General features: G+C 70.8%; 22 protein-coding genes. 11 read left to right on the top strand and 11 right to left on the bottom strand.

Features of this window, described 5'->3' with window-relative positions; genetic code table 11:
- Window positions 1-151 precede the first annotated feature (151 nt).
- From QFZ83_RS08025 to QFZ83_RS08000, 6 genes are all read left to right on the top strand, one after another.
- Entirely contained in the window at window positions 152-1,219 is a 1,068-nt protein-coding gene (locus QFZ83_RS08025; RefSeq protein ID WP_307504734.1) for an SDR family oxidoreductase, read from the top strand.
- Complete coding sequence (locus tag QFZ83_RS08020; protein WP_307504732.1) at window positions 1,216-1,464, top strand: hypothetical protein; 249 nt, start codon at window positions 1,216-1,218, stop codon at window positions 1,462-1,464. Before QFZ83_RS08025 ends, QFZ83_RS08020 begins: the two co-directional genes overlap by 4 nt.
- A 61-nt stretch (window positions 1,465-1,525) precedes the next feature.
- A complete protein-coding gene (locus QFZ83_RS08015) occupies window positions 1,526-2,398 on the top strand; it encodes an SDR family oxidoreductase (RefSeq protein WP_307504729.1) in 873 nt (290 codons plus the stop codon).
- Between the two features lie 13 nt (window positions 2,399-2,411).
- Window positions 2,412-3,527, top strand: coding sequence for an OBAP family protein (locus QFZ83_RS08010; RefSeq protein ID WP_307504726.1), 1,116 nt, complete (start codon window positions 2,412-2,414; stop codon window positions 3,525-3,527).
- An 11-nt stretch (window positions 3,528-3,538) separates the two neighbouring features.
- On the top strand, window positions 3,539-4,738 hold the full coding sequence (locus QFZ83_RS08005) for a polysaccharide pyruvyl transferase family protein (RefSeq protein ID WP_307504724.1): 1,200 nt from the start codon (window positions 3,539-3,541) through the stop codon (window positions 4,736-4,738).
- Window positions 4,731-6,143 carry a Coenzyme F420 hydrogenase/dehydrogenase, beta subunit C-terminal domain gene (locus QFZ83_RS08000; protein ID WP_307504721.1) on the top strand — a complete coding sequence of 471 codons (1,413 nt, stop codon included), beginning with the start codon at window positions 4,731-4,733 and terminating at the stop codon, window positions 6,141-6,143. The genes QFZ83_RS08005 and QFZ83_RS08000 overlap by 8 nt, the downstream gene beginning before the upstream one ends.
- A 24-nt stretch (window positions 6,144-6,167) precedes the next feature.
- Here the strand turns inward: QFZ83_RS08000 and QFZ83_RS07995 are convergent, their stop codons facing one another.
- The 3 genes from QFZ83_RS07995 to QFZ83_RS07985 are packed head-to-tail and all read right to left on the bottom strand — an operon-like array spanning window position 6,168 to window position 7,154.
- Window positions 6,168-6,422, bottom strand: coding sequence for a hypothetical protein (locus QFZ83_RS07995; protein WP_307504718.1), 255 nt, complete (start codon window positions 6,420-6,422; stop codon window positions 6,168-6,170).
- Between the two features lie 17 nt (window positions 6,423-6,439).
- Window positions 6,440-6,634 (bottom strand): hypothetical protein, encoded by a 195-nt coding sequence (locus tag QFZ83_RS07990; RefSeq protein WP_307504716.1) that lies wholly within the window; start codon window positions 6,632-6,634, stop codon window positions 6,440-6,442.
- A 16-nt stretch (window positions 6,635-6,650) separates the two neighbouring features.
- Window positions 6,651-7,154, bottom strand: a complete 504-nt coding sequence (locus QFZ83_RS07985; protein WP_307504713.1) for a PA2169 family four-helix-bundle protein — start codon at window positions 7,152-7,154, stop codon at window positions 6,651-6,653.
- Between the two features lie 269 nt (window positions 7,155-7,423).
- Here QFZ83_RS07985 and QFZ83_RS07980 point away from each other — a divergent pair, with 269 nt between their 5' ends.
- Window positions 7,424-8,023, top strand: coding sequence for a hypothetical protein (locus tag QFZ83_RS07980; protein WP_307504710.1), 600 nt, complete (start codon window positions 7,424-7,426; stop codon window positions 8,021-8,023).
- 33 nt (window positions 8,024-8,056) lie between these two features.
- On the opposite strand, the gene QFZ83_RS07975 is transcribed toward QFZ83_RS07980, so the two are convergent.
- From QFZ83_RS07975 to QFZ83_RS07960, 4 genes are all read right to left on the bottom strand, one after another.
- Window positions 8,057-8,266, bottom strand: coding sequence for a KGG domain-containing protein (locus QFZ83_RS07975; RefSeq protein ID WP_307504708.1), 210 nt, complete (start codon window positions 8,264-8,266; stop codon window positions 8,057-8,059).
- A 104-nt stretch (window positions 8,267-8,370) separates the two neighbouring features.
- Complete coding sequence (locus tag QFZ83_RS07970) at window positions 8,371-9,273, bottom strand: NAD(P)/FAD-dependent oxidoreductase (RefSeq protein ID WP_307504706.1); 903 nt, start codon at window positions 9,271-9,273, stop codon at window positions 8,371-8,373.
- A 24-nt stretch (window positions 9,274-9,297) separates the two neighbouring features.
- On the bottom strand, window positions 9,298-9,723 hold the full coding sequence (locus tag QFZ83_RS07965) for a TraR/DksA family transcriptional regulator (RefSeq protein WP_307504704.1): 426 nt from the start codon (window positions 9,721-9,723) through the stop codon (window positions 9,298-9,300).
- Window positions 9,724-9,786: 63 nt separating this feature from the next.
- Window positions 9,787-10,302, bottom strand: coding sequence for a CinA family protein (locus tag QFZ83_RS07960; protein WP_307504701.1), 516 nt, complete (start codon window positions 10,300-10,302; stop codon window positions 9,787-9,789).
- Window positions 10,303-10,525: 223 nt separating this feature from the next.
- Here QFZ83_RS07960 and QFZ83_RS07955 point away from each other — a divergent pair, with 223 nt between their 5' ends.
- Together QFZ83_RS07955 and QFZ83_RS07950 are read left to right on the top strand one after the other, a co-directional pair.
- Window positions 10,526-11,476, top strand: coding sequence for a manganese catalase family protein (locus QFZ83_RS07955; protein ID WP_013541486.1), 951 nt, complete (start codon window positions 10,526-10,528; stop codon window positions 11,474-11,476).
- The gene (locus QFZ83_RS07950; RefSeq protein WP_307504697.1) at window positions 11,473-11,886 is read left to right on the top strand and encodes an antitoxin Xre/MbcA/ParS toxin-binding domain-containing protein; all 414 of its coding nucleotides are present in this window, start codon (window positions 11,473-11,475) and stop codon (window positions 11,884-11,886) included. The genes QFZ83_RS07955 and QFZ83_RS07950 overlap by 4 nt, the downstream gene beginning before the upstream one ends.
- A 35-nt stretch (window positions 11,887-11,921) precedes the next feature.
- On the opposite strand, the gene QFZ83_RS07945 is transcribed toward QFZ83_RS07950, so the two are convergent.
- From QFZ83_RS07945 to QFZ83_RS07930, 4 genes are all read right to left on the bottom strand, one after another.
- Window positions 11,922-12,962, bottom strand: coding sequence for a chemotaxis protein CheB (locus QFZ83_RS07945; RefSeq protein WP_307504694.1), 1,041 nt, complete (start codon window positions 12,960-12,962; stop codon window positions 11,922-11,924).
- A 63-nt stretch (window positions 12,963-13,025) separates the two neighbouring features.
- Window positions 13,026-17,720 (bottom strand): PAS domain S-box protein, encoded by a 4,695-nt coding sequence (locus QFZ83_RS07940; RefSeq protein ID WP_307504692.1) that lies wholly within the window; start codon window positions 17,718-17,720, stop codon window positions 13,026-13,028.
- 82 nt (window positions 17,721-17,802) lie between these two features.
- The gene (locus QFZ83_RS07935; protein ID WP_307504689.1) at window positions 17,803-19,257 is read right to left on the bottom strand and encodes a sigma-54 dependent transcriptional regulator; all 1,455 of its coding nucleotides are present in this window, start codon (window positions 19,255-19,257) and stop codon (window positions 17,803-17,805) included.
- A 118-nt stretch (window positions 19,258-19,375) separates the two neighbouring features.
- Window positions 19,376-19,756: a histidine kinase dimerization/phospho-acceptor domain-containing protein gene (locus QFZ83_RS07930; protein WP_307504687.1), complete on the bottom strand. Its 381-nt coding sequence runs from the start codon at window positions 19,754-19,756 to the stop codon at window positions 19,376-19,378.
- Window positions 19,757-19,927: 171 nt separating this feature from the next.
- On the opposite strand from QFZ83_RS07930, the gene rpoN reads away from it, so the two are divergent.
- Window positions 19,928-21,352, top strand: coding sequence for an RNA polymerase factor sigma-54 (gene rpoN, locus QFZ83_RS07925; RefSeq protein ID WP_307504684.1), 1,425 nt, complete (start codon window positions 19,928-19,930; stop codon window positions 21,350-21,352).
- Between the two features lie 223 nt (window positions 21,353-21,575).
- Complete coding sequence (locus QFZ83_RS07920; protein ID WP_307504682.1) at window positions 21,576-23,696, top strand: ATP-binding protein; 2,121 nt, start codon at window positions 21,576-21,578, stop codon at window positions 23,694-23,696.
- Window positions 23,697-23,806 lie beyond the last annotated feature (110 nt).

Here is a 23,806-nt window from a genome sequence, read left to right as displayed (position 1 = left end):
CCTTTCCTCGGTTCCCGCATGGCTGCGGCATGCACGCAACAAGCGGGAAACCCGTGGGCTTTGTCCGACGCCCGGATGCGCAAGCCTCGCGCGCACGCGGCGCGCCGCAGGTCAAAAGGTAGGGGCCTCACTTGCCCGCAGGAGCTGCCCCGTGTCCCCCATTTCCGCCGCGAAATCCCCCGCAGGAACCACGCCATCCACACCATCGTCGGCCCATGACGGTCCGGCCGATGCCACCCCGCGCACGCTGCGCTCGCAGGTCGTGGTGCTCACCGGCGCCTCCAGCGGCATCGGCCGCGCCACCGCCCTCGCCTTCGCCGCGCAAGGCGCCTCGCTCGCGCTGGCCGCGCGCAACCAGAAGGCCTTGCAGTCGCTGGCCGCCGAGTGCGAAGCGGCCGGCGCACGCGCGCTCGCCATACCGACCGACGTGACCGACCCCGCCGCGATGGCGGCGCTCGCCGAATCGGCCATCGCCCATTTCGGCCACGTGGACATGTGGATCAACAACGTGGGCGTCGGCGCCGTCGGACGCTTCGAGGAGACGCCGCTCGCCTCGCACCGGCGCGTGGTCGAGGCCAACCTGCTGGGCCACATGCACGGCGCCTACGCCATCGTGCCGCACTTTCGCGAGCGCGGCCGCGGCACGCTGGTCAACATGATCTCGCTCGGCGGCTGGGTCGCCACGCCCTATGCGACGGCCTACACCGCCAGCAAGTTCGGCATCCGCGGGTTCTCGGAGTCGCTGCGCGCGGAGCTCGCCGAATTTCCGGGCATCCACGTCTGCGAGGTGTTCCCGACCTTCGTCGATTCGCCCGGCATGTCGCATGGCGCGAACTACAGCGGGCACCGCGTCGCGCCGCCGCCGCCGGTGCTCGATCCGCGCCGCGTGGCGGCCTCGCTCGTGGCGCTGGCCACGCGGCCGCGCGCACGCACCTACATCGGCGCACCGGCGCGGCCGGGCATCCTGATGCATGCGCTCGCGCCGAACCTGATGGCGCGCGTGCTCGGCTGGGTCGGCGGCGCCGCGATGCGCCGTGCCGCGCCCGCCGCGCACAGCGACGGCAATCTCTTCGAACCCTCGCGCGGCTGCGCCATCGACGGCGGCTTCCGCAGCGAGAGGAAGACAAAGCCCACCGATGCGGTATGGCTCGGCCTCGGCGCGATCGCCGCCGTCACCGCATTTGCCCTTTTCTCGAGAAACGCAAGGAGCACACGATGAACACGCCCCGCAATCCAGCCCGTCCAGCCCCTGATCCGGCCTCCGGCGGCCAGCGCGTGCAGGCGCCCGACGCGGTGAACGGCGAGGAGCCCGCCATCGGCGGCGGCGCCGGCACGCAGGACCTCGAGCGCGGCATGAAGAAAGCCGCCGACCGCGACGCCGCCAGTCCCGATGCGGACAGCAAGGACACGCAGAAGCGCCGCGCCGCACGCGGCACGCCGCGCGAGAACGATGCCGGCGCCTGACCGGCCGCGCCGATCCATTCCAACCCTCCACTGAACTCCACCGATCCAGACAGGACCCGCCATGACAGACCCTCGCCAGACCGGCCCCCAACCACCCTTTTCCACGCCCGCCCAGCAGCCGCCCGGCCTCGAATCGAAGATGTCGCCGCCACCCGATTTCGGCGAAGAGAGCTACGTCGGCAGCGGCAAGCTCGAGGGCAAGGCCGCCCTCATCACCGGCGGCGACAGCGGCATCGGCCGCGCGGTGGCCATTGCCTTCGCGCGCGAAGGCGCCGACGTGCTCATCTCCTACCTCGCCGAGGAAGAGGAAGACGCGAAGGTCACCCGCGAGTGGATCGAGCGCGCGGGCCGCCGCTGCGTGGCGGTGCCCGGCGACATCTGCGAGGAAGCGCATTGCCGCAAGCTGGTGGACCAGGCCTTCGACGCCTTCGGCCGGCTCGACGTGCTGGTGAACAACGCGGCCTTCCAGATGACGCACAAGTCGCTCGACGAGATCTCGGCCGAGGAGTTCGACCGCACCTTCCGCACCAACGTGTATGCGAACTTCTTCCTCTGCAAGGCCGCCGCCGCGCGCATGAAGCCCGGCGCATCGATCATCAGCACCGCCTCGGTCAACGCCGACAAGCCCAACGCCACGCTGGTGGCCTATGCGGCGACCAAGGGCGCGATCCAGAACATGTCCGGCGGTATGGCGCAACTGCTCGCCGAGAAAGGCATCCGCGTGAACTGCGTGGCGCCCGGCCCGTTCTGGACGCCGCTCATTCCCTCGACCATGCCGCCCGAGAAGGTGAAGGAGTTCGGCAAGCAGACGCCGATGAAGCGGCCCGGCCAGCCCGCGGAACTGCAGGCGGTGTACGTGCTGCTCGCCTCCGACCAGGCGAGCTATATCTCGGGCGCGACGATCCCGGTGACGGGCGGCGTGCCCTTCATCTGAGCCGCGCCACGCGATGCGGCATCTGCTGCAAGGGGCGGCGCTGCTGGCGCTCGCGGCCGCCATCGCGGCCTGCGGCGACAAGCCAAGCCCGTCGAACGTCGAGGCGCCCGGCGCGGACAAGCGCGCCGGCACCGCGGTGCTGGAAACCGGCGCGGCCCTGCTGCAGGACAAGCCGCCCATCGAAGCGCTCAACGCCTACCTCGACGGCTTCCACTTCTACAGCGGCCGAATGGACGCGCAGATGGAAGCGCACCACTACTGCGCCGTGCTCAACGACGAAGTGATCCAGTGCGTGATCTTCGACGGCAACCAGAAGTCGGCCAAGCTCATGGGCGTGGAATACATCGTGAGCGAGCGCCTGTTCAACACGCTGCCCGATGCCGAGAAGGCGCTGTGGCACAGCCATGTGCACGAGGTGAAGTCGGGCCAGCTCATCGCACCGGGCATTCCGCAGGCGGCCGAGCATGCGCTCATGAAGAAGCTGGTCGGCACCTACGGCAAGACCTTCCACACCTGGCACACCGACCAGCAGAAGGAACTGCCGCTCGGCGCGCCGCAGCTCATGATGGGTTTCACCGCCGACGGGGCAGGCGAACGCCGCCATGGTGGAAGAGCGCGACCGCCGCTTCGGCGTGCAGAGCGCCGAGAAGCGCAAGAACCGCGAAGACATCGCCGCGCCGTCCATCGCGCCCGGCGCCGATGCCTGGCAGAAGGGCCAGGCCGTGCAGCTCGCCGACCCGACGGCCGCGCCGCATGCGCACGCGCCTGCGGGTGCCGCACGCTGATCGACCGGTCAATCGCCGTCGTCCTCCGGGCAGGCCGCGTGCGCCATGTAGAGGCGCACGCGCTGCATCAGGTTGTCGAGCACGTCGTCGGAGCCTTCGACGTTCAATGCCATCAGCACGCAGCGCCGCGTGCCGTTGCACGAGACTTCCGCGCGGCCGTTGCAAGAACCGTTTTGCTTGCAGTGAACCTCGATCTGACAGGCCCACCCGTTGCCGAGTTGCACCTGCATGGGGACGTGGTTCATGGCCGGGGTCCACGGGCAATCGACGTGCCCGCGCACCGCGTGCGGCACGCACCGGGCCACGGCGCATCGTCCGACGCGGTGCCGTGCATGCGCCGCTAGCGTTGTCCGTCATGCAAATGCCCGCGCTGCTCCTTCCTCCCCGTGATGGCTCCGGGCGCCACCTGCCGCGCTTGCCGGAGCCCGCGCCGATGCCGCAGGTCGGCGTGCTCACCTTCCATCGCTGCATCAACTACGGCTCGTACTGGCAGGCCCGCTGCCTGGCCGAAGGGCTGCGCGGCCTGGGGTACCGCGCGGTGGTGCTCGACCACCGTTCGCGCCGCATCGACCTCGCCGAGTGGCGCTGCGCGCTGCAGCCGGCGCAGCCCGGCGCCACGCCGCCCGCCGACCGGCGCATGTATGCGCGCAAGACGCGGCGCTTTCTCGACGCCATCGAGGCGCTGCCGCTGACGCGCCCCTTCGAACTCGAAAGCCCGCAGGACATGCCGCGCTGCGACGCGGTGGTGGTCGGCAGCGACGAGGTCTGGAACTTCGCGCATCCCTGGTTCCGCGACTGCCCGCCCTTCTTCGGCGAAGGCCTGCGCGCCGGTCGCCTCGTGGCCTATGCGGCCAGCTTCGGCAACCACCCGGTGGCGCGCGGCGTGCCGCCGCACCGCGCCGCGGCGCTGCGCCGCTTCGATGCGCTTTCGGTGCGCGACGGTAATTCGCGCGCGCTCATCGCGCAGAGCCTGGGCGATGTGCCCGCGCTGGTGCTCGACCCCTGCCTTCAGTTCGCTTCGGCGCTGCGGCCGCCGGAGGCCGATGGCGACGACAACCCCGCGTCGCGTTGCATCGCGCTGTATGGCCACAACTTCAGCGGCTGGTTCGCCGAGCGGGTGCGCGCGCATGCGCGGCGGCACGGCCTGCACATCGTGAGCATCGGCTACCGCAACGACTGGGCCGACGTGCAGTGGCTCACCGCCGGCCCCGAAGACTTCGCGCGCTTCATGGCGCTCGCGGGCGCGGTGGCCACCAATTTCTTTCATGGCTGCGTGTTCGCGCTGCGCCACGGCAAGCCTTTCGTCTGCGAGCAGTCGCCCTACCGCGCCATCAAGATCGACGACCTGCTCGTCACGCTCGGCGCGCGGCGGCACCTGGTCGATGCGGCCACGGCGCCGGGAAACTGGGAGGTCGGGCTTTCGGTGCCGGTGGCGGCCGCGGTGCATGCGCGCATCGCCGCGCTGCGCGCCACGTCGATGGCCTACCTGCAGGACGCGCTGGCGCCGCTGGCTTCGACCGCCGCGCTCGATGCGCGCGAGGCGCGACGTGCCTGAGCGCCACCTCGAACACGCGAACCCGGCGGGGCCCGATGCGATCGTGCGCGCGGGGCTGTGCATCGGCTGCGGCAGTTGCGCCGCGCAGGGCCGGCTCGATGCGCACAGGGTCGACATGGCGCTCGACCGCTACGGCGAGCTCAGGCCACGCGGCGCGCCGGCATGGCTGCGCCAGGGGCCGGCCGCGTTTGCGCGCACCTGTCCGTTCTCGCCGGTCGCGGCCAACGAATCGCAACTGGCCGACGACCTGTTCGCGGACACCGCACATGCCGACGGCGAGGTCGGGCGCTTCGGTGCCGCCTATGTCGGCCATGTCGCGGAAGCCGGCTTTCGCGAACGCGGCAGCTCGGGCAGCATGGTGAGCTGGACCGCCAACGAGTTGCTGCGCACCGGCGCGGTCGATGCGGTCGCGCACGTGGCGCCAGCCGATGGCGAACGCCTCTTTCGCTACCGCCTCTCGCGCACATCCGATGAGCTGGCGGCGGGCGCCAAGTCGCGCTACTACCCGGTGGAGATGTCCGAGGTGCTGGAGACGATCCGCCGCGAACCCGGGCGCTACGCCGTGGTCGGCGTGCCCTGCTTCGTGAAGGCGGTGCAGTTGCTGCGGCGCGAAGACCCGGTGATGCGCGAGCGCATCGTCGCCACGCTGGGCCTCTTCTGCGGCCACATGAAGAGCACGCGCCTCATCGAGAGCTTCGCGGTGCAGATGGGCGTGCCGATGGCCGAAGTGCGCGGCGTGGACTTCCGGCTGAAGAACGCGCAGCGCCCGGCCAACTGGTACACCGCGCACTTCGAACTGCGCGACGGCCGCACGGTGCAGCGCGACTGGTTCCACCTGGCTGAAGGCGACTGGGGTTCCGGCTTCTTCCAGAACGAGGCCTGTAATTTCTGCGACGACGTGGTGAGCGAGACCGCCGACATCGCGTTCGGCGATGCGTGGCTGGAGCCGTATACCTCCGACGGGCGCGGCACCAATGTCGTGATCGTGCGCAGTGCGCGCATGCAGGCGATGGTGGCGCGCGCCATCGACGAAGGGCGGCTGGCATTGGCACCGGTCGATGCGGCGTTCGTGGCGCGCACACAGGCGGCGGGCCTGCGGCACCGGCGCGAAGGACTCGCTTACCGACTCAGTTGGCAACGCGCCCGTGCCGGCAGCGTGCGCCCGATCAAGCGAGTGCATGCCGACACCGGCATCGCATGGCAGCGCAAGCTGGTGTACCGCACGCGCGCCGCGATCAGCACCTGGAGCCGGCGGCTCTTCGCGGTGTCGCGGGCTGCACGCGCGCCATGGCTGTACCTGGGTTGGGCGCGCGCCGCACTCGCGCTCTATCACGCGCTTGCGTACTCACGCGGCAAGCTCGGCGCATGGTTCGCGCGCATCGCGCGGACGGCGGAAAGCACGTAGCGGCGCCCTGCGCCACCACGTTGCTCAACCGCCGCCGATGCCGCGGTTCACCTTGCCGGTGCCGTTGCACTCCGGGCAGGCCGCATCCCCGATGCCACGGCCGCTGCCGCCGCACGCCGGGCATTGCACTTCGCCGGTGCCGGGTGTGCCGGCCGGCGCTTCATCGCCGCGCCGGGGCGCGGCGGCGGGCGGCAGGTCGATCGAGGCGCCCGGGTCTTCCTCGCCCGCGACCGACTGCTGGAAGGCCCCAGGCTTGATCTGGCGGATCGAATCCTTCATGGCGTACTTGCTCCCTTTCAGTCTTTGGACGGCGGCAGCTTCTCGCCGACCTGCGCCTTCTGCGCCGCGTTGGTGCCGATGTCGGGCGAGCCGGGATAGCCGGTCTTCTTGTCGGCCTCGCGGCCCATGTGGCTGCCCTCGGCCGGGCTGTCCTGCCCGACCGCGCGGTTCTGGTCGATGTTCACTGGCGACTGCTTGGGTGTCTCGGCCATGGCGCGATCCTCCTCATCAGCCCTTGTTGCTGCGGAACCGGTCGCGCAGCGCCTTGATCTGGTCGTGGTTGCGCTGGGCGCCCTCGGCCTGGCGCTCGACCAGCGCGCGCACGTCGGCCGGCAGCGGCTCCTTCAGTGCCTTGCGGTAGCGCGCCACCGCGGCGTCTTCGCCGCGCTCGCATTCCTCGAGCATCGAGAGCGCGCTGTCGGCGCCGAGCGAGCCCTTCACATGGACCCAGCCGCGGTGCATCGCGCCGCTCACGCTGCCGCCGTCGTCGACCTTGCCGCCGAAGCGCTCGATCATCCTGCCCAGTTCGGTCGCAGCGGTCGCGCAGGCCGCGGCGCGGTCGCGGAACACCTGCTTGAGCTGCGCCGACTCGACCTCGTCGGCGCAGGCCTTGAAGCCGTATTCGCCGTCGCGGGCGTTCTCCAAGAGGTCGTCGAGCACGTCGACCACGTCGTCGGCCTCGAGCGTGGCGCCGGTGGAAACGGGGGTGCCGCCAGTGGTGTAGGTGGGCATGGGGTGGACTCCTTCAGAAAAAAATGGATTGCTTGCGAATGCCGGATCGGCAACGAGGCCCGCGGCTGGTCTTTGGATCTGTGCCGCCAGGTGCCCGCTGAAATCCCATGGTGGGCACTCGCGGCGCCGCGCGTGTCATCCACGCTGCACGGCCGCTGTAAGTCTTTTCCGTGCCGGCAAAACTTGCCGCAAGACTGACGCCCGCGCACCCGGTGCGCCCTCTGCGTCTTCGCAAGCGGCAGGCACACCGCGTGCAGGAGCATCGCGCCATGTCCGCCATTCCCTTCGCCATGAATCCGTCCATGTCTCTTCGCGCTCCCACCCGACTCGATCGCTGTGCGCACGATGCGCGCAATGCGCTCGCCGCCATTTCCGCCGCCACCGAAGTGCTGGCGCGCGACGACGCGCCGCCCGCGGTGCTGCACAAGGCCGGCGCGGTGGTCGCGCGGCAGGCGCACGAACTCGCCGAGCGCATCGGCGAGCTCATGACCCACGCGCGGCATGGCACCGCCGAGAGCGAGCGAGCGCTCGTGGTCTCGGACGACATGCACCTCCTCGCACGCCTTGCCGGGCTGCTTTCGCATGCGGGCTACCGGATCGATCTCGCGGTGAATACCGTGACCGGGTATGAAGCACTGGTGCGCGAGCAGCCGGATTTCGCGGTGATCGATCTGCGCACCTCGGCCGGCGAAGCGCGCTCGCTGGGCCGGCTGGCACGCGGCGCCGGTTTCGATGGGCGGCTGATCGCCATCGAGGATGCGGTGGCCACGCGGGGCCTGCCGGCCACCAGCAGCGCCGCGGGTTTCGACGCGGTGCTGGCGCGCTCCTTCGAGCTGAAGGTGCTGCGCGCGGCGATTCCTTTCGACTGACGCCGCACCACCCAACCCGCACGGCCGACGACATCAGGGACCGGACGCGCCGCCATCCGCCTCCTGCGCGCGCAGGCTCTTGGCGCGCGCCTCGCGGGCTTCCTCGGGCGTGAACTCGTGCGCTCGGCCCAGTTCGTGGGCGGCACGGCCGCCGAGCCGCGCGATCTCGCGCCGGCGCTCGGGGTCCATGCCTGCAAAGCCGCGCCGCGGGCGCAAGGGTGCGTCGTGATCGATCGTCGTCATGGGTCTCTTCGGTGTCCGCGAATGCAGCGCGGTGCTGGCGCGGGCCGGAATGCCCGCCACCGCGTGCGAGGCAACCGGCGTGCCCGGCAACTGCCCGAAGGCGATCAGCGCGGCCAGTCGGGCGGCAGTGCGCGGTGCATCGCCGAGGCCGCGATCGCCGCGCCGCCGAGCGCCACCGCGATCTGGTTCAGCCCCGTGCACACGTCGCCGGCGGCATAGAGCCCCGGCACGGCCGTCGCATGGTGCGCATCGACCTCGACATAGCCGGTCGCATCGAGCGCGGCGCCCAAGCTCTCGGCCATCCGCGAATGCACCGCCACGCCGAGCGCGCAGTAGAGCGTGTCGCACCACGCGGTGCCGCCCGCGTGCACGACGGCCACCCGCCCGCCCTCGCGGCGGATCGCCTCGATGGGCGCATCGTTCCAGCGGATGCCCGCATCGGCGAGGCGGCGGCGCTGCGGCGGCGGCAGCGCCTGCCCGCCGGAGGCCATGAAGAGCGTGACGTCAGCGCTGAAGTGGCGCAGGTACAGCGCCTCGCCGATGCCTGCCTCGCCATCCGAATACACGCCGACCGCCTGCCCTATGACCTCGTAGGCATCGCACACCGGGCAATAGCGCAGCAGGCCCGCTTCGAGCGCTTCGCGCAGATGCGGCATCGGAGGCGGAATGTCGGTCACGCCCGTGGCGAGCAGCAGCAGCCGGCCATCGACATCGAGCGCGCGACCCCGCATGTGCAGGCGAAAGCCACCCTCCTCGCGCCGCTCGACGTGTTCCGCGAAGCCGTCGATCCGGTCCACCGGATAGCGGCCGACCTGCTCACGGAGCATGTCCCGCACCGCCACGCCGGAAACGCCGTCGCCGAAACCCGGATAGTTGTGCGACTGCGGAATGCGCGCGACGCGGCTCTGCCCGGCATCGAGCAGCGCCACCGAGCGCCGGAACCGCGCAAGGTAGACGGCAGCCAGCAGGCCCGCGGGGCCGCCTCCGACGACGAGGGCGTCGTACATGGCGCAGGACGAGCGAAGGACGGATCAGAGGTCCGGCGGGAGCCGCACCTCGGCCGGGTGCGCCTCTTCGTGGCGCTCCTGGCATGCGATGCAGCGCGCGGCGGCGGGCATCGCCTCCAGCCGCGCGCGCGGGATCTCGGTGCCGCAATCGATGCAGAAGCCGAACTCGCCGCTCTCCAGCCGCGCGCGGGCCGCATCGATGTCGCGCAGCTCGGCCATGTCGCGCTCGGCCTCCGCATAGCGCAGGCCGTTCTGCAAGCGCTCGTCTGCGATGTCGATGGGGTCGCGGGCCGGAGCGCGCGCACGTTCGGTGTCGTCGGCGTTGCGCGCATCGGGCAGTTCGGCGGCGGCGGTGCGCAGATCGGCCGCGAGGACGGCCTCGCGCGCATCGAGCGTGCTGCGCCATCGCTCGCGTTCGGTGTCGGTATCGGTATCGGTGATCGAGGTCATGGGTGTTCCTTTTTCTTTCGCTCTGTTGTCCGCATGAAAGTGCGGCGCTGTTCGCGGCCGATGTCAGGCGCGGTGTTGCCCGCCGCTCTGCGCGTGGTAGTGGGCGATGCGGCCGAGCGCGTAGTCCGCGCTGGCCTCGCGGATCTGGTTGCGTTCGCCCTCGAAGACGCGGGTCTCGGTGAACTCGCGCACGCCCTGCGCGTCGCGGAACACCCATGCGTAGCACTGGGTGCCCGGCGTGATCTCGGGGTCGGAATCGTCGGCCACGCCGGTGTTGGACACGGCCACGTTCGCATCGCTGTGGCGCAATGCGCCGCGCGCCATCTCCAGCGCCACCGGCTCGCTCGTGAGGTTGTTGCGCTCCAGCACCTCGGCGGGCACGCCCAGGCACCGCCGCTTGGCCTTCGGGTCGTACACGACGAAGGCGCACTCCAGCACCTCGCCCGCGCCCGGCGCGGCGGCCAGGCGCGAAGCGATGAGGCCCGCGGTGCACGACTCGGCCGTGACCACCACGAGCGCGTGCCGCTTCAGGTAGTCGACGGTCTCGCGATGGTCGGGCGCGGTGTTGTTCGCAGTCATGCAATCAACTTAGGGACGCGCCCTGCCGCGCCGTGTCGGACGAGGACTGATCCTGCGGGGAGTCGCCGCGCATGAGGCCCCTGCATGCGCCGCCCGGCATGCCGCTTGCCGCGACATCCGCCGGGTGGCCGCGATGCGCACGCAACGCACCGCGCGGCGCCCGTCGCCCCCGACGCATTCCCTTTTTCATTCACCAACCCACTCAAGACCCAGGAGCTATTTCATGTTTTCTCACAACAAGCGACTTCAATACACCGTGCGCGTGAGCGAGTGCAACCCCGGCCTCGCCAACCTCATGCTCGAGCAGTTCGGCGGCCCGCAGGGCGAACTCGCCGCGGCCTGCCGCTACTTCACCCAGGCGCTCGGCGAGGACGATGCGGGCCGCAAGGACATGCTGTTCGACATCTCCACCGAGGAGCTGAGCCACCTGGAGATCATCGGCACCATCGTCGGCATGCTGAACAAGGGCGCCAAGGGCCGGCTGGCCGAAGGCGTCGAGGAAGAAGGCGAGATGTACCGCACCATCACCGGCGCGGGCAACGACAGCCACATCACGCAGGTGCTCTACGGCGGCGGGCCGCCGCTGGTCAACTCGGCCGGTGTGCCGTGGACGGCCGCCTACATCGACACCATCGGCGAGCCCACCGCAGACCTGCGCTCGAACATCGCGGCCGAGGCGCGCGCCAAGATCGTCTACGAGCGCCTCATCAACCTCACCGACGACCCCGGCGTGAAGGACGCGCTGACCTTCCTCATGACGCGCGAGATCGCGCACCAGAAGTCGTTCGAGAAGGCGCTCTACGCCATCGAGCCGAACTTCCCGCCGGGCAAGCTGCCGGGCGATCCGCGCTTCACCAACGTGTACTTCGACATGTCCAAGGGCGACCCCGACCTGCGCGGCCCGTGGAACCAGGGCGAGCGCTGGGACTTCCGCACGCTTGCAGAGGGCGACGCGCCGGTGGACGAAGGCGACGGCCTGGCCAGCGTCACGCTCTCCGATGCCGAGGCGCCCGTCGTGCAGCAGATGGCGGCACGCACCCAGTCGCGCCGCGACATCGATCCGACGACCGGCGCCGAACTCGGCATGGGCGAGCAGGCGCTGCTTGCCGATGCCGCCGGCCTGGGCCCCCAGCCCGAAGGCCTGGACCCCGCCAAGGGCAAGCCGCGCAAGTGAACGAGATCGAGCCTCTGGACCGGCGCTTCACCGAACTGCTCGCCGGCTACCGCACCGCCGGCGGGCTGGCGCGCGACAGCGAGATCGTGCCGCGCGTGGCCGACCGGCATCCGGGCGGCTGCGTGTGGCTTTCGCGCCAGATCGCCTGCCGCGGCCTGCTGTTCTTCACCTGGCAGGAGGCGCTGTGGTTTCCGGTGTTCCAGTTCGAGAAGGCGGACATGTCCCAGCGCGGCGCGGTCGCGCGCATCGCGGCCGAACTGGCGGGGTGGACCGACGACTGGGAGCGCGTGCAGTGGTTCGTTCGGCCGCACTGCGCGCTGGACGACCGAACGCCGCTCGAGTTGCTCGATGCAGAGCCCGCCCGCGTGGCGGAGGCGGCCCGCATGGAGCGCTTTCTTCAGAACGCGTAGATCAACGCGCAGAGCAACGCGCCCCGCCTTCGCGGCTACGCCTCGAAGCTCGCGGGGCTGGGCGTCTTCACCGTGAGCTTGCGCATCGCGTTGGCGACCTGCGCGATTTCGTCGGCTTCGCGCTCGCAATCCGCGGCTGCCGCGGCGTCGCTCTCGCGCTGCACTTCGGCCAGGCGCCGGAGGATCGCTTCTTTTTCCTGCAGCACGCGCAGGCCTGTCCACAGCGCGGCATCGGTCACCTGCTCCTGGGTCGCGGCCAGGCTGCGGAGGCCGAAGGCGTGGCCGGTGTGGCAGCGGTAGCGCACCGGCCGCTTGTCGTCGAGTTCGAACAGCACGCCGCCGCAGTCGGGGCAGCTGAAGGTCGAGGGCGTCGCGATCTCTTTCAGTTTCTCCATGGTGTGCCTTCCCTCGCCCAAGGCATGCTCGCGGCGCAGCGCGGGCGACGGTGCGAGGTTGCGGTCGGCCGGCGCAACGGGTTCTTCGCGGGCCAGCGCAAGGAGCAGGTCCGCCATCTGCGACAGCGGCACCACGTGGTCGGCGCGCACCACCGACAGGGCGGCGCGCGGCATGCCCGGCTCGAAGGCGTCGGCCGGATCCTGCACGACGACCGTGCCGCCGCAGTCCTTGATGGCGCGCAGGCCCGCGCTGCCGTCTTCAAGCATGCCGGTGAGCACCACGCCGATGGCGCCCGCGCCCATCTCCAGCGCGGCCGAACGAAACAGGGGGTCGATGGCGGGGCGTGCATGGTGTTCCTTCGGGCCGCGGGTCACGCGGATCACACCGCCTTCGAGCAGCATGTGGTGGTCGGGCGGCGCGACGTGGATGGTGCCGGCGGCCGGCGCATCGCCGTCGTTCGCCGCCACGGCGGGGTTGGGCCCGCGCGCGCTCAGGAGCTGCGCGAGCTGGCTGCGGTGCGCGCCGATGTGCTGCACGAGGAACACCGGCACCGGAAAGTTCGCGGGCAGCGCCGCTGCGAGTTCGAGCATCGCGTACACGCCGCCCGACGAGGCACCGATGAAGATGGCGCGCGCCGGAGTGCGGGTTGGGGGCAGAGGTTTTTCGTTGTTCGTTGTCATGGCCGTGAACGCGAAGTGGGTGGATGGCCCCGCGCGCGGTCGGTGCCGGTAGGGATGCGGCATTCATGCATCGGGCAAACGGCGTGCCTGGCGGCCCGCCTCGTGCGCGCGCAGCAGCCGCTGCAGGTCGGAGGCCGTCACCGGCTTGGCGACGTGCTCGTCGAACCCCGCCGCCAGCGCCGCGGCCCGGTCGGCCGGCTGGCCCCAGCCGGTGGCGGCGATCAGCACCAGCTCGCGGCCCCAGGGTTCGGCGCGGATGCGGCGCGCCACCTCGTGGCCGTCCATGCCGGGCATGCCGATGTCGAGCACCGCCGCGTCGGGGCGCAGCGCCTGTGCCACGCGCAATGCATCGATGCCGTTGTTCACCGTCTCGACGGCGAAGCCCGCCCTGGAGAGCATCTGCTCCAGGCCCCAGAGCGCATCGACGTTGTCGTCGGCGAGCAGCAGCCGCTGCAGCCGCACCGGCGCCTCGCCGCCGGCCGCGGGTGCGAGCGGCGACATGGCCGCAGCCGGCCGCGCGGTGGGAATCCGCACCGTGAAGCGGCACCCCCGGCCCAGCCCTTCGCTGTGGCCGGTGACGGTGCCGCCGTGCAGCTCCACGATGTTGCGCACCAGTGCGAGCCCGATGCCCAAGCCGCCGTTGGCGCGCGCGTGCGCATGCTCGCTCTGCACGAACATCTCGAACATCGTCTCGATCGACTCGGGCTCCATGCCGATGCCGTCGTCGGTCACCTCGAACACCGCGTCGCGCACCTCGGCCCGCACCGACAGCGCGATGCGCCCCGGCGCGGGCGTGTACTTGGCGGCGTTCGACAGCAGGTTCGACAGCACCTGGCTGAGCCGGATCGGGTCGGCGTCCAGCGCGATCTCATCCTCGGCGATGTCCAGATCGAGCGTGTGGCGCCCGTGCTCGATGAGCGGCCGCACCGTCTCCAGCGCCGCATCCGCAATGGCCTGCGCGCTGATGCGCTCGCGGCTGAGCGCAAGCCGGCCCTGCCGCAGGCTCGACACATCGAGCAGTTCGCCCAGCATGACCTTCATGACCGAGGCCTGGCGGCGGATCACGCGGGCGGCACGCGCCTGGTCCTGCGTGGCGAGCGATTCGGGCGCGAGCAGCTCGGCTGCGCCGCTGATCGAGGCGAGCGGATTGCGCAGCTCGTGCGAGAGCACCGCCAGAAAGCGGTCTTTCGCCGCGTCGGCCGTTTCCAGCGCGCGGCGCGCGGCCTCGTTGGCGCGCAGAGCGGAGAGCAGCTCGCTGCGGCTTTGCTCCAGCTCCTGCTGCGCGGCGCGCTGCTTGCTCTGGTCGCGCAGCACCTTCACCAGCCCGATCGACCTGCCCTCGCCGTCGTGCATCGGCATAAGCGCGCCGCTGGCCCAGAAGCGCGAGCCGTCCTTGCGCTGGTGCAGCCGGTCGTCCGCCGCGCGGCCTTCGGCGAGCGCTGTGCGGGCCTCCTCGACCGGCGCGCCGGCGGCGCGGTCTTCCTCGGTGAAGATCAGGTCGGCCGAGTGGCCGAGGATCTCCTGCTCGCTGTAGCCCAGCAGCCGCTCGGCGCCGGCGTTCCAGCTCGTCACGCGGCGCTCCATGTCGACCGAGAAGATGGCGTACTCGATCGCGTTCTCCAGCATCAGCCGCATGCGCTCCTGGCTCTCGCGCAGCGCTTCCTCGGCCAACTTGCGCTCGCTCACGTCGGTGCAGACGATCAGCGCCGAGTCGGGCCGGCCGCTGCCGTCGGTGAGCACCGTCACGCTCTTGTGCAGCCACATGACTTCGCCGTTCTTGCGCACGATGCGGTTCTCGGCCTGGAACGGCTTGCCCTGCGCGGCGAGCCGCTCGAAGAGCGACTGCGTGGCCGGCAGGTCCGCCGGGTGCACGAAATCGAGCATGCGCCGGCCCAGCAGCTCGTCGTCCCCGTAGCCGGTGAGCGCGCGGTAGCAGGTGTTGGCGAAGGTGATCTCGCCGTCCAGCCGCATCTGCGCCACGCCCACCGAGGCCTGGTTCACGATGGCGCTGAAGCGCTCCTGCGATTGCCTGAGCGACTCCTGCGCGGCCTTGCGCTCGGTGATGTCCACGAAGGTCAGCACCACGCCGGCGATCACGTCCTCGATGGTGCGGTAGGGCCGCGCGCGCGCCAGATACCAGTTGCCCCGCGCGTCGCCGACCTCGCGCTCCGAAGGCTGCAGCGAGCGCAGCACACCGCGCGCGTCGCCCGAAAGCTCGGGGTAGTCCAGCCCGGTGACCAGGTCCGAGAGCGGCCGCCCCGTGTCGCTCGCGATCAGCTTGAAGATGGCCGCCGCGCTCGGCGTGAAGCGCATCACGCGCAGGTTCCGGTCCAGGAACACGGTGGCGATGGCCGTCGCGTCCATCAGATTCACGATATCGCTGTTGGCATGGCCCAGGTCGTCGACCTTGTTCTTCAGCTCCTGGTTGACCGTGGTCAGCTCTTCGTTGATCGACTGCAGCTCCTCGCGGCTGGTGTCCAGCTCCTCGGCGGCCGCATGCAGCTCCTCGTTCATCGCGTGCAGCTCTTCGTTGCTCGCCTTGAGTTCCTCGGTCGAGACCTCGTACTGCTCCACCGTCTGGCGCAGGCGCGCCTTCAGGCGTCCGACCTCGCGCTCCAGGTGGCTGGCGATGGGCTCGGGCTTCACACGCGGCAGGACGGCGAAGGCGTCGCCGGCCGCAGGGGCGGTCTCGCCGGAGCTCCCCTCGCCCGCCTCCTTGTGCGCGTCCTGGCGCACGTCCTGGCGCAAGTCCTGGCGGCGCAGCAGCACCAGGAAGCCGCCGCCGAAGGCCTCCACCGGCCGCACGCTGACGGTCACCTCCACCTCGCCGCCGGCGATGCGCGCCCGCACCGGTGCCACCTCCACAGGCTCGTGCCGCTCGTGCGCGTGATGGAGCGCCGTCTGCAGTTCGGCCTTCAGGTCGGGCACGATGGCCTGCATCACGTTGCGCGAAGGCTCACCGCCGCCGAAGTACAGGAACGCCGTGGCCGCGGGCGAGATGTGCAGCATCTCGTGCCCGGCGTCCACCAGGATCGAGGGCGGCGCCAGCAGGTCGACCAGCTGCAGGTGCATTTCGGCCCAGGTCATGGTTTGCCCGCCGCGCAGGGTCGGCAGCATGGCCTGCGGTGCGACGGGCGGCGCAATCGCCGCCAGGGGGATCACCGCCTGCGAGTGCCGCGCCGCGGCCGCTCTCGGCGGGCCGACGGGCCGGGGCGGCACCGCTGCGCCCGCGCGCGACTGGCAGCGCAGGTAGATGCGGTGCGGCTTGTCGGCCACGGCGAACAGGCGGCCGTCGCCGTCCGCCGCCTCCGAGACGCCGAGGAACAGCGGCGCGCCCGGGTGCATCGCGAAGTGCAGCGTCTCCAGCACGCGCGCCTGCGCATCGCGGTTCAGGTAGATGAGCAGGTTGCGGCAGGTCGCCAGGTCGATGCGCGCGAACGGCGCATCGCGCAGCACGTCGTGCACCGCAAACAGCACCATCTCGCGCAGTTCGCGCCGCACCCGCAGGCCGCGCGGCTCGCGCACAAAGAACTGCCGGATGCGCTCTTCGCCCAGGTCGGCCTCGGCCGCGAGCGGGTAGATGCCGTCGCGCGCGGCGCGCACCGCGTCCTCGTCCAGGTCGGTCGCGAAAACCTGGATGGCCGGTGGGTTCTCCAGCGTTCGCGCGTATTCGCTCAGCAGCATCGCGACCGAATACGCCTCCTCGCCGGTGGCGCAGGCCACCACCCAGACGCGCAGCGTGTCGTCCGGGCCCTTGTGGCGAAAGAGTTCCGGCACACGCGCTTCGAGGGCCGCGAAGCTGTCGCTGTCGCGAAAGAAGTTGGTCACGCTGATGAGCATGTCGTGCACCAGCGCGCCGGCCTCGCCGGGCCGCGTGCGCAGGCAGTCGAGGTAGGCCTGCAGGTTGCCCACGCCGTTGACCTGCATGCGCCGGCCGATGCGCCGCAGCACCGTGGCGCGCTTGTAGTCGTCGAAATCGCGGCCGGTGCGGTCGCGCACGAAGGCCAGCACCTCGCGCAGGGCCGCTTCGCCGGGGTCCGACTGGGCATCCTCCAGCATCGCGGCGTCTTGCGCCGGCGGCTGTTCGGGCGGCAGGCGCAGCTGCGATTCGAGGCGGTAGTACGCGGCGATGCGCGTGCCCATCTCGCGCGCCGGCAGCACCCAGTCGACCATGCCGGTCGCGAGGGCCGTCTGTGCCATGCCGCCCTCGGCCGACTCGCGCGGGTCCTGCACGATGGTCAGGCCCCCGCGCTCCTTGACGCGCTTGATGCCGATGGTGCCGTCGCCGTCCGGCCCCGAGAGCACCACCGCCGTCGCATGCGGGCCGTGCGAATCCGCGAGCGTGCGAAAGAAAAGGTCCGCCGGCAGGTGGCGCCCGCCGCCCGCCGGCAGCTCGGCCGGTTCGATGAAATTGCCGCGCATGTGCGGCGGCCTGCCGGGGGGCAGCACGTGGAGGGTGTCGGGTGCGAGGCGCACCCGCTGGTCGACCGGCACCACGGGCAGCGCCGTCGCCGCGCGCAGCGTCTGGACGAGATCGGCAAATGCCTTCGGCCCGCGGTCGGACAGGTTCAGCACGGCGACGAAGGCCATGCCCGAATCGGACGCGGTGCCCTGCAGGAACGCGCACAGCGCCTCGACGCTCCCCGCGGCGCCGGCCAGGCCCACCAGGGGCAGGAGGCCGTAGCCGAACGACGGCACCGCGTCGTCCAACTGCGTGGCAGCTTCCTCTTCGGCCCTGTCGGGCGTGGAATCGTTCAATGCAATCCTTGCGTGGTTGGCGGGTCCCGTTTGCGGATTCGGTTCGGGTTCGGGTTCGGCGCGGTATCTGTGGCTCCGGCGGCTACTGCCGGTATTCCTTGAGCCGGTTGTAGAGGGTCTTCATGCTGATGCCCAGCAGCGCGGCGGTGCGCTCCTTGTGGCCTCCGCAACGCTCGTAGGTGGCGAGGATGAGCCGCCGCTCCGCGTCGGCAAGCTGCGTCCCGATCTCGATGACGAGCTGCTGACCGTCCGGTGCGGGCGGTACCGGCGCGCCGTTGCGCCCGAGTTCCGGCGTGGCCGCCGGCGGCATGGCGAAGACCGCGTCGTCGTAAGCCGTCTGCGGCGTACGCACGGGCACGTCGGCCATCCCCTGCGCGGAGGCCGCGGGCAGCCATTCCTCGTCGATCTCCGATCCGCTCGCCATCACCCAGGCGCGCTGCAGCACGTTGCGCAGCTCGCGCACATTGCCCGGCCAGCGCCAGGCCGCGAGGCGCGCATGCGCGCCCTGGCTCAGGTGCTTGGCGCCGCCGCCTTCCTGGCGCGCCATGTCCTGAAGGAAGTCGCTCGCGATGAGCCCGATGTCGTCGCCGCGTTCGCGCAGCGGCGGCAAGGCGATGGGGAACACATTGAGCCGGTAGAGCAGGTCTTCGCGCATGCGGCCGCTCGCCACCGCCGCGGCCGCATCGCGGTTGGTTGCCGCGATCACGCGCACATCGGTCTGCTGCACCTGCGTGGAGCCCACGCGCATGAAGGTGCCGGTCTCCAGCACCCGCAGCAGCTTTACCTGCAGCTCCAGCGGCATCTCGGTCACTTCGTCCAGGAACAGCGTGCCGCCGTGCGCGCGTTCGAAAAACCCCTGGTGCTGGCGTTCGGCGCCGGTGAAGCTGCCGCGCTCGTGGCCGAAGATTTCGCTCTCGATCAGGCTGGGCGACAGCGCGCCGCAGTTCACCGCCAGGAAGGGCTGCTCGCGCCGGCGGCTCATGTCGTGCACCGCGCGCGCCACCAGTTCCTTGCCGGTGCCGCTCTCGCCGTGGATGAACACGGTGACCGCGGTGCGCGCCACGCGCGAGATCTGCCGGTACACGCGCTGCATTTCCTGCGAGCGGCCGATCAGCGGGCCGAAGCGCCCGGTCTCGCGCCAGAGCTCCTCGACCTCGTCGAACTCGGCACGCAATTGCGAGGGCGCGATCAGGCGCGAGAGCAGGCCCTTGAGGTGCTGCGGGTTGATGGGCTTCACGAGGTAGTCGGCCGCGCCCAGGCGCATGGCGCGGATCGATGTCTCCAGGCTGGCCTGGCCGGTCATGAGCACCAGCACGGTGTCGCTCAGGGCCTCGTTCTTCTCGTCGAGCAACGCGAAGCCGTCGCCGTCGGGCAGGTGCAGGTCGAGCAGCAGCAGGCCGGGCCGCTGCATCGCCATCAGGCGGCGCGCGGCGGCAAGCGAATTCGCGCACATCACCGAATGGCCTTCCCGCGCGACGAGCGCGGCCATCATGCGGGCCGAATCTTCGTCGTCCTCAACGATCAATGCGTGCGCCAAACCAACTCCAGATTCAAAAAACAGGCGCGTGTTTCTTGCGAGTTTTTTGCGCGCTCTCTTTGCGATGCTCCCAACCCTCAGCCGATAGTTCTCCAGCCCGGCGCACGCAGCCGACGGTTCAACCGTTGAAGCCGCGTGAGAATTCGTGCACTCGATGTGTCAGCGTATTCATACGCGCGATCTGCCGCTCGAGCACCTGCATCGCCTCTTGCCTCAGCGAGGGATCGTCGGTGGTGCTCATGAGTTCGAGCGCCACCGCCATCGCGCCCACCGGTGCGCGCAGGTCGTGGTCCAGTTGCCGCGCCGCCTGCGCCTGACGCGCCGTGTGCTCGCGCAGCGCGGCCAGTTGCTGCTCCACGGAGACGCGCCCGTGCGCTCCGCCTTGCCGCCGCAGGCCCGAACCGAGCGCCACGCCGACGATGCTCGCAAACGCACCGGCCAACACGCCTGCGGTCCATCGTCCCGCGGGCCTTCGCATGCCGTTTCGAAGGTTTTTCATACCGCCAGTGTGGGCCAACGAAGCGGCCCTGTCAGTCGGACGGCGTTGCAAAAATTGCTGCAAGGCGTTCTGGGTGCGGTGTCTCGCCCATCGAATTGCACACTTTCAACTTCGTTTTTCGCGCGCTTTCCGGGTCTTTTTCTGGCACGACCATTGCGCGCGGCCACGGCCATGAATTCATCCATTGCCATGCAGCCGCGCCAGGCGCAGGCCACGATCTTCTCGCCCCGGCTGCAGCATGCCGTGCGGCTGCTCCGGCTTTCTTCGCAGGAATATGCAGAGGCCCTGCGCGATGCGGCGGAGCTGAACCCTTTTCTCGAAGTCGACGAACCCTCGGTGGGCGCCACGCCCGAAGCGCTGGTGGAGCCGGTGCGGTCTGAAGCGAGCTTCGAGGCCGAGGCCGCGTTCGACCGCATCACCGCGGCGCCGCCCGCGGGCTCGCGCCACCTCTCGCACGACGAGAGCCTGGATGCAATGCAGCGCCTGGCGCTGCCGGAGTCGCTGTCGGCGCACCTGCATGCGCAGCTCGGCGTGCTGCGCCTGGACGAGCGCGATGCGGCGCTGGCCCATGCGGTGGTCGAGGCGCTGGACGACGACGGCTACCTGCGCATGCCGCTCGGCGACATCGCGCTGGCCCTCGGCGAAAACCCCGACGACACCGAAGACGAAATGCGCACCGCGCTGCGCCGCGTGCAGGCGCTCGACCCGGCCGGCGTGGGTGCCCGCAGCGTGCCCGAATGCCTCTGCCTGCAGCTCGATGCGATCGGGCCGGTGCCGGTGCGCACGCTCGCGCAGCGCATCCTGGAGCGGCACATCGATCTGCTCGCCGCACAGGACTTTGCCGGCATCGCGCGCGCGGCCGATGCCCCGCTCGCCGAGGTGCAATGCGCGGTCGCCGGCATCCGGCGGCTCAACCCGCGCCCGGGCTGGGGCCATGGCGAGACCGGCGCGCGCCTCGTCGTCGCCGACGTCACCGTGAAGAAGGTGCGCGGCGCGTGGCGCACCACGCTCAACCCGCACGCGGTGCCGCGCGTGCGGCTGAACACCGCCTGCGCGCAACTGCTCGACACGCGGCGCGGCGCCCACACCGGCGCGCTCAAGGCCTACCTCGAACAGGCGCGCTGGATGGTGGGCACCGTGGCGCAGCGCACCTCGACCATCCTGGATGTGGCGCGCGCCATCGTGGCGCGCCAGCAGATGTTCCTGGAGCACGGGCCGCTCGCGATGAAGCCGCTGGGCCTGAAGGAAATCGCCGACGAGGTGGGCGTGCATGCCTCGACCGTCTCGCGCACGGTGAACAACAAGTACATCGCCACGCCGGCGGGCGTGTTCGAGCTGCAGTACTTCTTCTCGCGCGGCCTGCAGCACACGGCCGGCGGCGCGAGCGCGCCGGTGGCGGTGCAGCAACTGATCCGCGAGCTCATCGCGATCGAGCCGCCGACCGCGCCGCTGAGCGACGCCGCGCTCGCCCGGCAGCTCGCGCAGCAGGGCTTTCACATCGCCCGCCGCACCATCACCAAGTACCGGCAGACGCTGGACATCGACCCGGTGGAGCGCCGCCGCGCGCGCGGTGCCCGGCTTGCGGCCGTGGCCTGAAGCCCAAGCCCGAATCCGGACGGGCGGAGATGCGCCGGCATCGGGGCGGGTCCGTGCCGGTCTGACGCGCACGCCATCGCACGGTGTCACACGCGTTTTGCCGTCTCCGGCGAGCGGAGTTCGCTTACATGGACGCGATGTCCGTGGCAGCGACAGTCTCGACTCGTCGATGGGAATGCCTGTCCCCGGCGCTTTCCTTTTCAAGAGCTTCCGAGGCCATTCCGTGACCCTTGATGCAGTCCCGCCACGCCAGTCTGCCGAAAGGGGCGCCGCCACGGCACGCCCCAGTCAAGGCCTCCAGATCGAATTCCTGGACAGCCTCGCGAAGGCCACGCAGCCGCTGAGCGACCCGGCCGAAGTGATGCAGCTCACCGCGCGCCTCCTCGGAGCGCACATGGGCGTGAACCGCTGCGCCTACGCCGAGGTCGATACCGACGAGGACCACTTCACCCTGACCGGCGACTACAGCCAGGGCGTGGATTCCATCGTGGGCCGCTACAGCTTCTCGCAGTTCGGCGCCGATTGCCTTCGCCTCATGCGCGCCAACGAGCCCTACGTGGTGCACGACATCGACACCGATCCGCGCGCGGCCGGCATGGACCTGGACGCCTACCGGCTCACCGCGATCCAGGCCGTCATCTGCATTCCGCTGCACAAGGACGGGCGCTTCGTCGCGGCGATGGCGGTGCACCAGCGCACGCCCCGACAGTGGCACGAGAGCGACATCGAACTGGTGCAGATGGTGGGCAGCCGCTGCTGGGAGAGCCTGCTGCGCACCCGCACGCAGCACGCGCTGCAGCTCACCAACGAGCGCCTGGGCATCGCCCTGGCCGCCGCGCAGATGGGCGACTGGAGCTGGAGCTCGGCCACCGACCTGGTGACGCTCTCGCCGCGCGCGGCGGAGCTCTTCGGCATTTCGCCGGCGCCGATCACCTGGCGCGAGCTGGCCCTGCTGATCCACGAGGACGACCGCGAACGCACGGTGCGGGCCGTCGAGGCGAGCCTGCAGAGCGGCGAAACCTATCGCGAGGAATACCGGCTGGCCGGCACGGCGCCGCAGCGCTGGCTGGCGGTGTGGGGCACGCCGCAGACCGACGACGCGGGGCGCGTGGTGGGCATCCTCGGCGTGCTGCAGGAATCGTCGGAGCGCAAGCGCATGGAGCACGAGCTTCGCGTGCAGGCGCTCGAACTGCAGGAGGCCGACCACCGCAAGGACGAATTTCTCGCGGTGCTGGCGCACGAGCTGCGCAACCCGCTCGCGCCCATCGGCCTGGCGGCGCAATTGCTCAAGCGCGCGCCCGACGCATCCACCCACCGCACCGCCGAGCTGATCCGTTCCCAGGTGCACCAGATGTCGCGGCTGCTGGACGACCTGCTGGACACCAGCCGCATCAAGAGCGGCCGCCTGAACATGAAGAAGGAGCGCGTGCAGGCGCGCGCGGCGGTCGAGCTCGCGCTGCAGAACGCCGGGCCGCTCCTGCGCAGCCGCAAGCACAAGACGACGGTGCAGGTCGAGGAGCACCTCGCGCTCGAGGCCGACCCGGTGCGGCTCGCGCAGGTCATCGCCAACCTGCTGACGAATGCCGCGAAGTACACGCCGGTGGGCGGGCTCATCGGCACCACCGCGTCGGCCGCCGGCAGCGAGGCTTGCGAGTTCGTGGTGAGCGACAACGGCATGGGCCTGAAGCCCGGCTCGCTCGAACGCATCTTCGAGATGTTCTCGCAGGAAGACACGGTGCTGCACCGGCCCGAGGGCGGCCTGGGCATCGGCCTCGCGCTGGCGCGGGCGATCGTGACGGCGCACGGCGGAACCATCGTGGCCGAGAGCGAAGGCCTCGGAAAAGGCAGCCGTTTCGTGGTGCGGCTGCCCATGGGGAACGCCGCGGACGTTCCCGCGGCCGGCAATGCCCTGCCCACCGGCGCGGCCACCGCTTCGCTCAGCATCGTGGTGGCCGACGACAACGTGAGCGCGGTCACGCTGCTGGCCGAGCTGCTGCGCATGGAAGGCCACCGCGTGCATGTCGCCACCGACGGCGCGCAGGCGCTGGCCGTGGCGCATGCGGTGCAGCCGTCGGTGCTGATCCTGGACATCGGCATGCCCAAGCTCACCGGCTACGAAGTGGCGCAGGCGGTGCGCCGCACGCCGTGGGGGCAGCAGGCGTTTCTGCTCGCCGCCACGGGCTGGGGGCAGGAGGCCGACAAGGAGCGCGCGAAGGCCGCGGGCTTCGACGCGCATTTCATCAAGCCTTTCGATCCGGAAGAGCTGCTGGCCGTCATCCAGAACAAGGTGACGATGCAGGCCGGCGATCGCGATGGCGACGGCGGGGCTGCGCCGGCGGCTTGAGGATCGGCGCCCGTCTTGCCCTCCCGCAAGCGCGGCGACAAGGCGGCTTCGCACCGGGCCGTGCGCCCGATGCCTACAACCGGCGGTCGTGGCCGTGTGCATCGTGCCCT

Origin of the sequence: Variovorax sp. W1I1 (genome assembly GCF_030815625.1) — a bacterium.
Taxonomy (GTDB): Bacteria; Pseudomonadota; Gammaproteobacteria; order Burkholderiales; family Burkholderiaceae_C; genus Variovorax; species Variovorax paradoxus_C.
Note: the sequence above shows the minus strand (reverse complement) of the source record. Positions and strands in the feature narration are given on the sequence as shown.

Excerpts from the sequence above, each read along its gene's own strand:
- QFZ83_RS07990 (WP_307504716.1), bottom strand. The coding sequence starts at position 6,634 with ATGGCCGAGACACCCAAGCAGTCGCCAGTGAACATCGACCAGAACCGC.
- QFZ83_RS07995 (WP_307504718.1), bottom strand. The coding sequence starts at position 6,422 with ATGAAGGATTCGATCCGCCAGATCAAGCCTGGGGCCTTCCAGCAGTCG.
- QFZ83_RS07955 (WP_013541486.1), top strand. The coding sequence starts at position 10,526 with ATGTTTTCTCACAACAAGCGACTTCAATACACCGTGCGCGTGAGCGAG.
- QFZ83_RS08005 (WP_307504724.1), top strand. The coding sequence starts at position 3,539 with ATGCAAATGCCCGCGCTGCTCCTTCCTCCCCGTGATGGCTCCGGGCGC.
- QFZ83_RS08010 (WP_307504726.1), top strand. The coding sequence starts at position 2,412 with ATGCGGCATCTGCTGCAAGGGGCGGCGCTGCTGGCGCTCGCGGCCGCC.
- QFZ83_RS07980 (WP_307504710.1), top strand. The coding sequence starts at position 7,424 with ATGTCCGCCATTCCCTTCGCCATGAATCCGTCCATGTCTCTTCGCGCT.
- QFZ83_RS07985 (WP_307504713.1), bottom strand. The coding sequence starts at position 7,154 with ATGCCCACCTACACCACTGGCGGCACCCCCGTTTCCACCGGCGCCACG.
- QFZ83_RS08015 (WP_307504729.1), top strand. The coding sequence starts at position 1,526 with ATGACAGACCCTCGCCAGACCGGCCCCCAACCACCCTTTTCCACGCCC.
- QFZ83_RS07960 (WP_307504701.1), bottom strand. The coding sequence starts at position 10,302 with ATGACTGCGAACAACACCGCGCCCGACCATCGCGAGACCGTCGACTAC.
- QFZ83_RS07970 (WP_307504706.1), bottom strand. The coding sequence starts at position 9,273 with ATGTACGACGCCCTCGTCGTCGGAGGCGGCCCCGCGGGCCTGCTGGCT.
- rpoN (WP_307504684.1), top strand. The coding sequence starts at position 19,928 with ATGAATTCATCCATTGCCATGCAGCCGCGCCAGGCGCAGGCCACGATC.
- QFZ83_RS08020 (WP_307504732.1), top strand. The coding sequence starts at position 1,216 with ATGAACACGCCCCGCAATCCAGCCCGTCCAGCCCCTGATCCGGCCTCC.
- QFZ83_RS07965 (WP_307504704.1), bottom strand. The coding sequence starts at position 9,723 with ATGACCTCGATCACCGATACCGATACCGACACCGAACGCGAGCGATGG.
- QFZ83_RS07930 (WP_307504687.1), bottom strand. The coding sequence starts at position 19,756 with ATGAAAAACCTTCGAAACGGCATGCGAAGGCCCGCGGGACGATGGACC.
- QFZ83_RS07945 (WP_307504694.1), bottom strand. The coding sequence starts at position 12,962 with ATGACAACGAACAACGAAAAACCTCTGCCCCCAACCCGCACTCCGGCG.
- QFZ83_RS07975 (WP_307504708.1), bottom strand. The coding sequence starts at position 8,266 with ATGACGACGATCGATCACGACGCACCCTTGCGCCCGCGGCGCGGCTTT.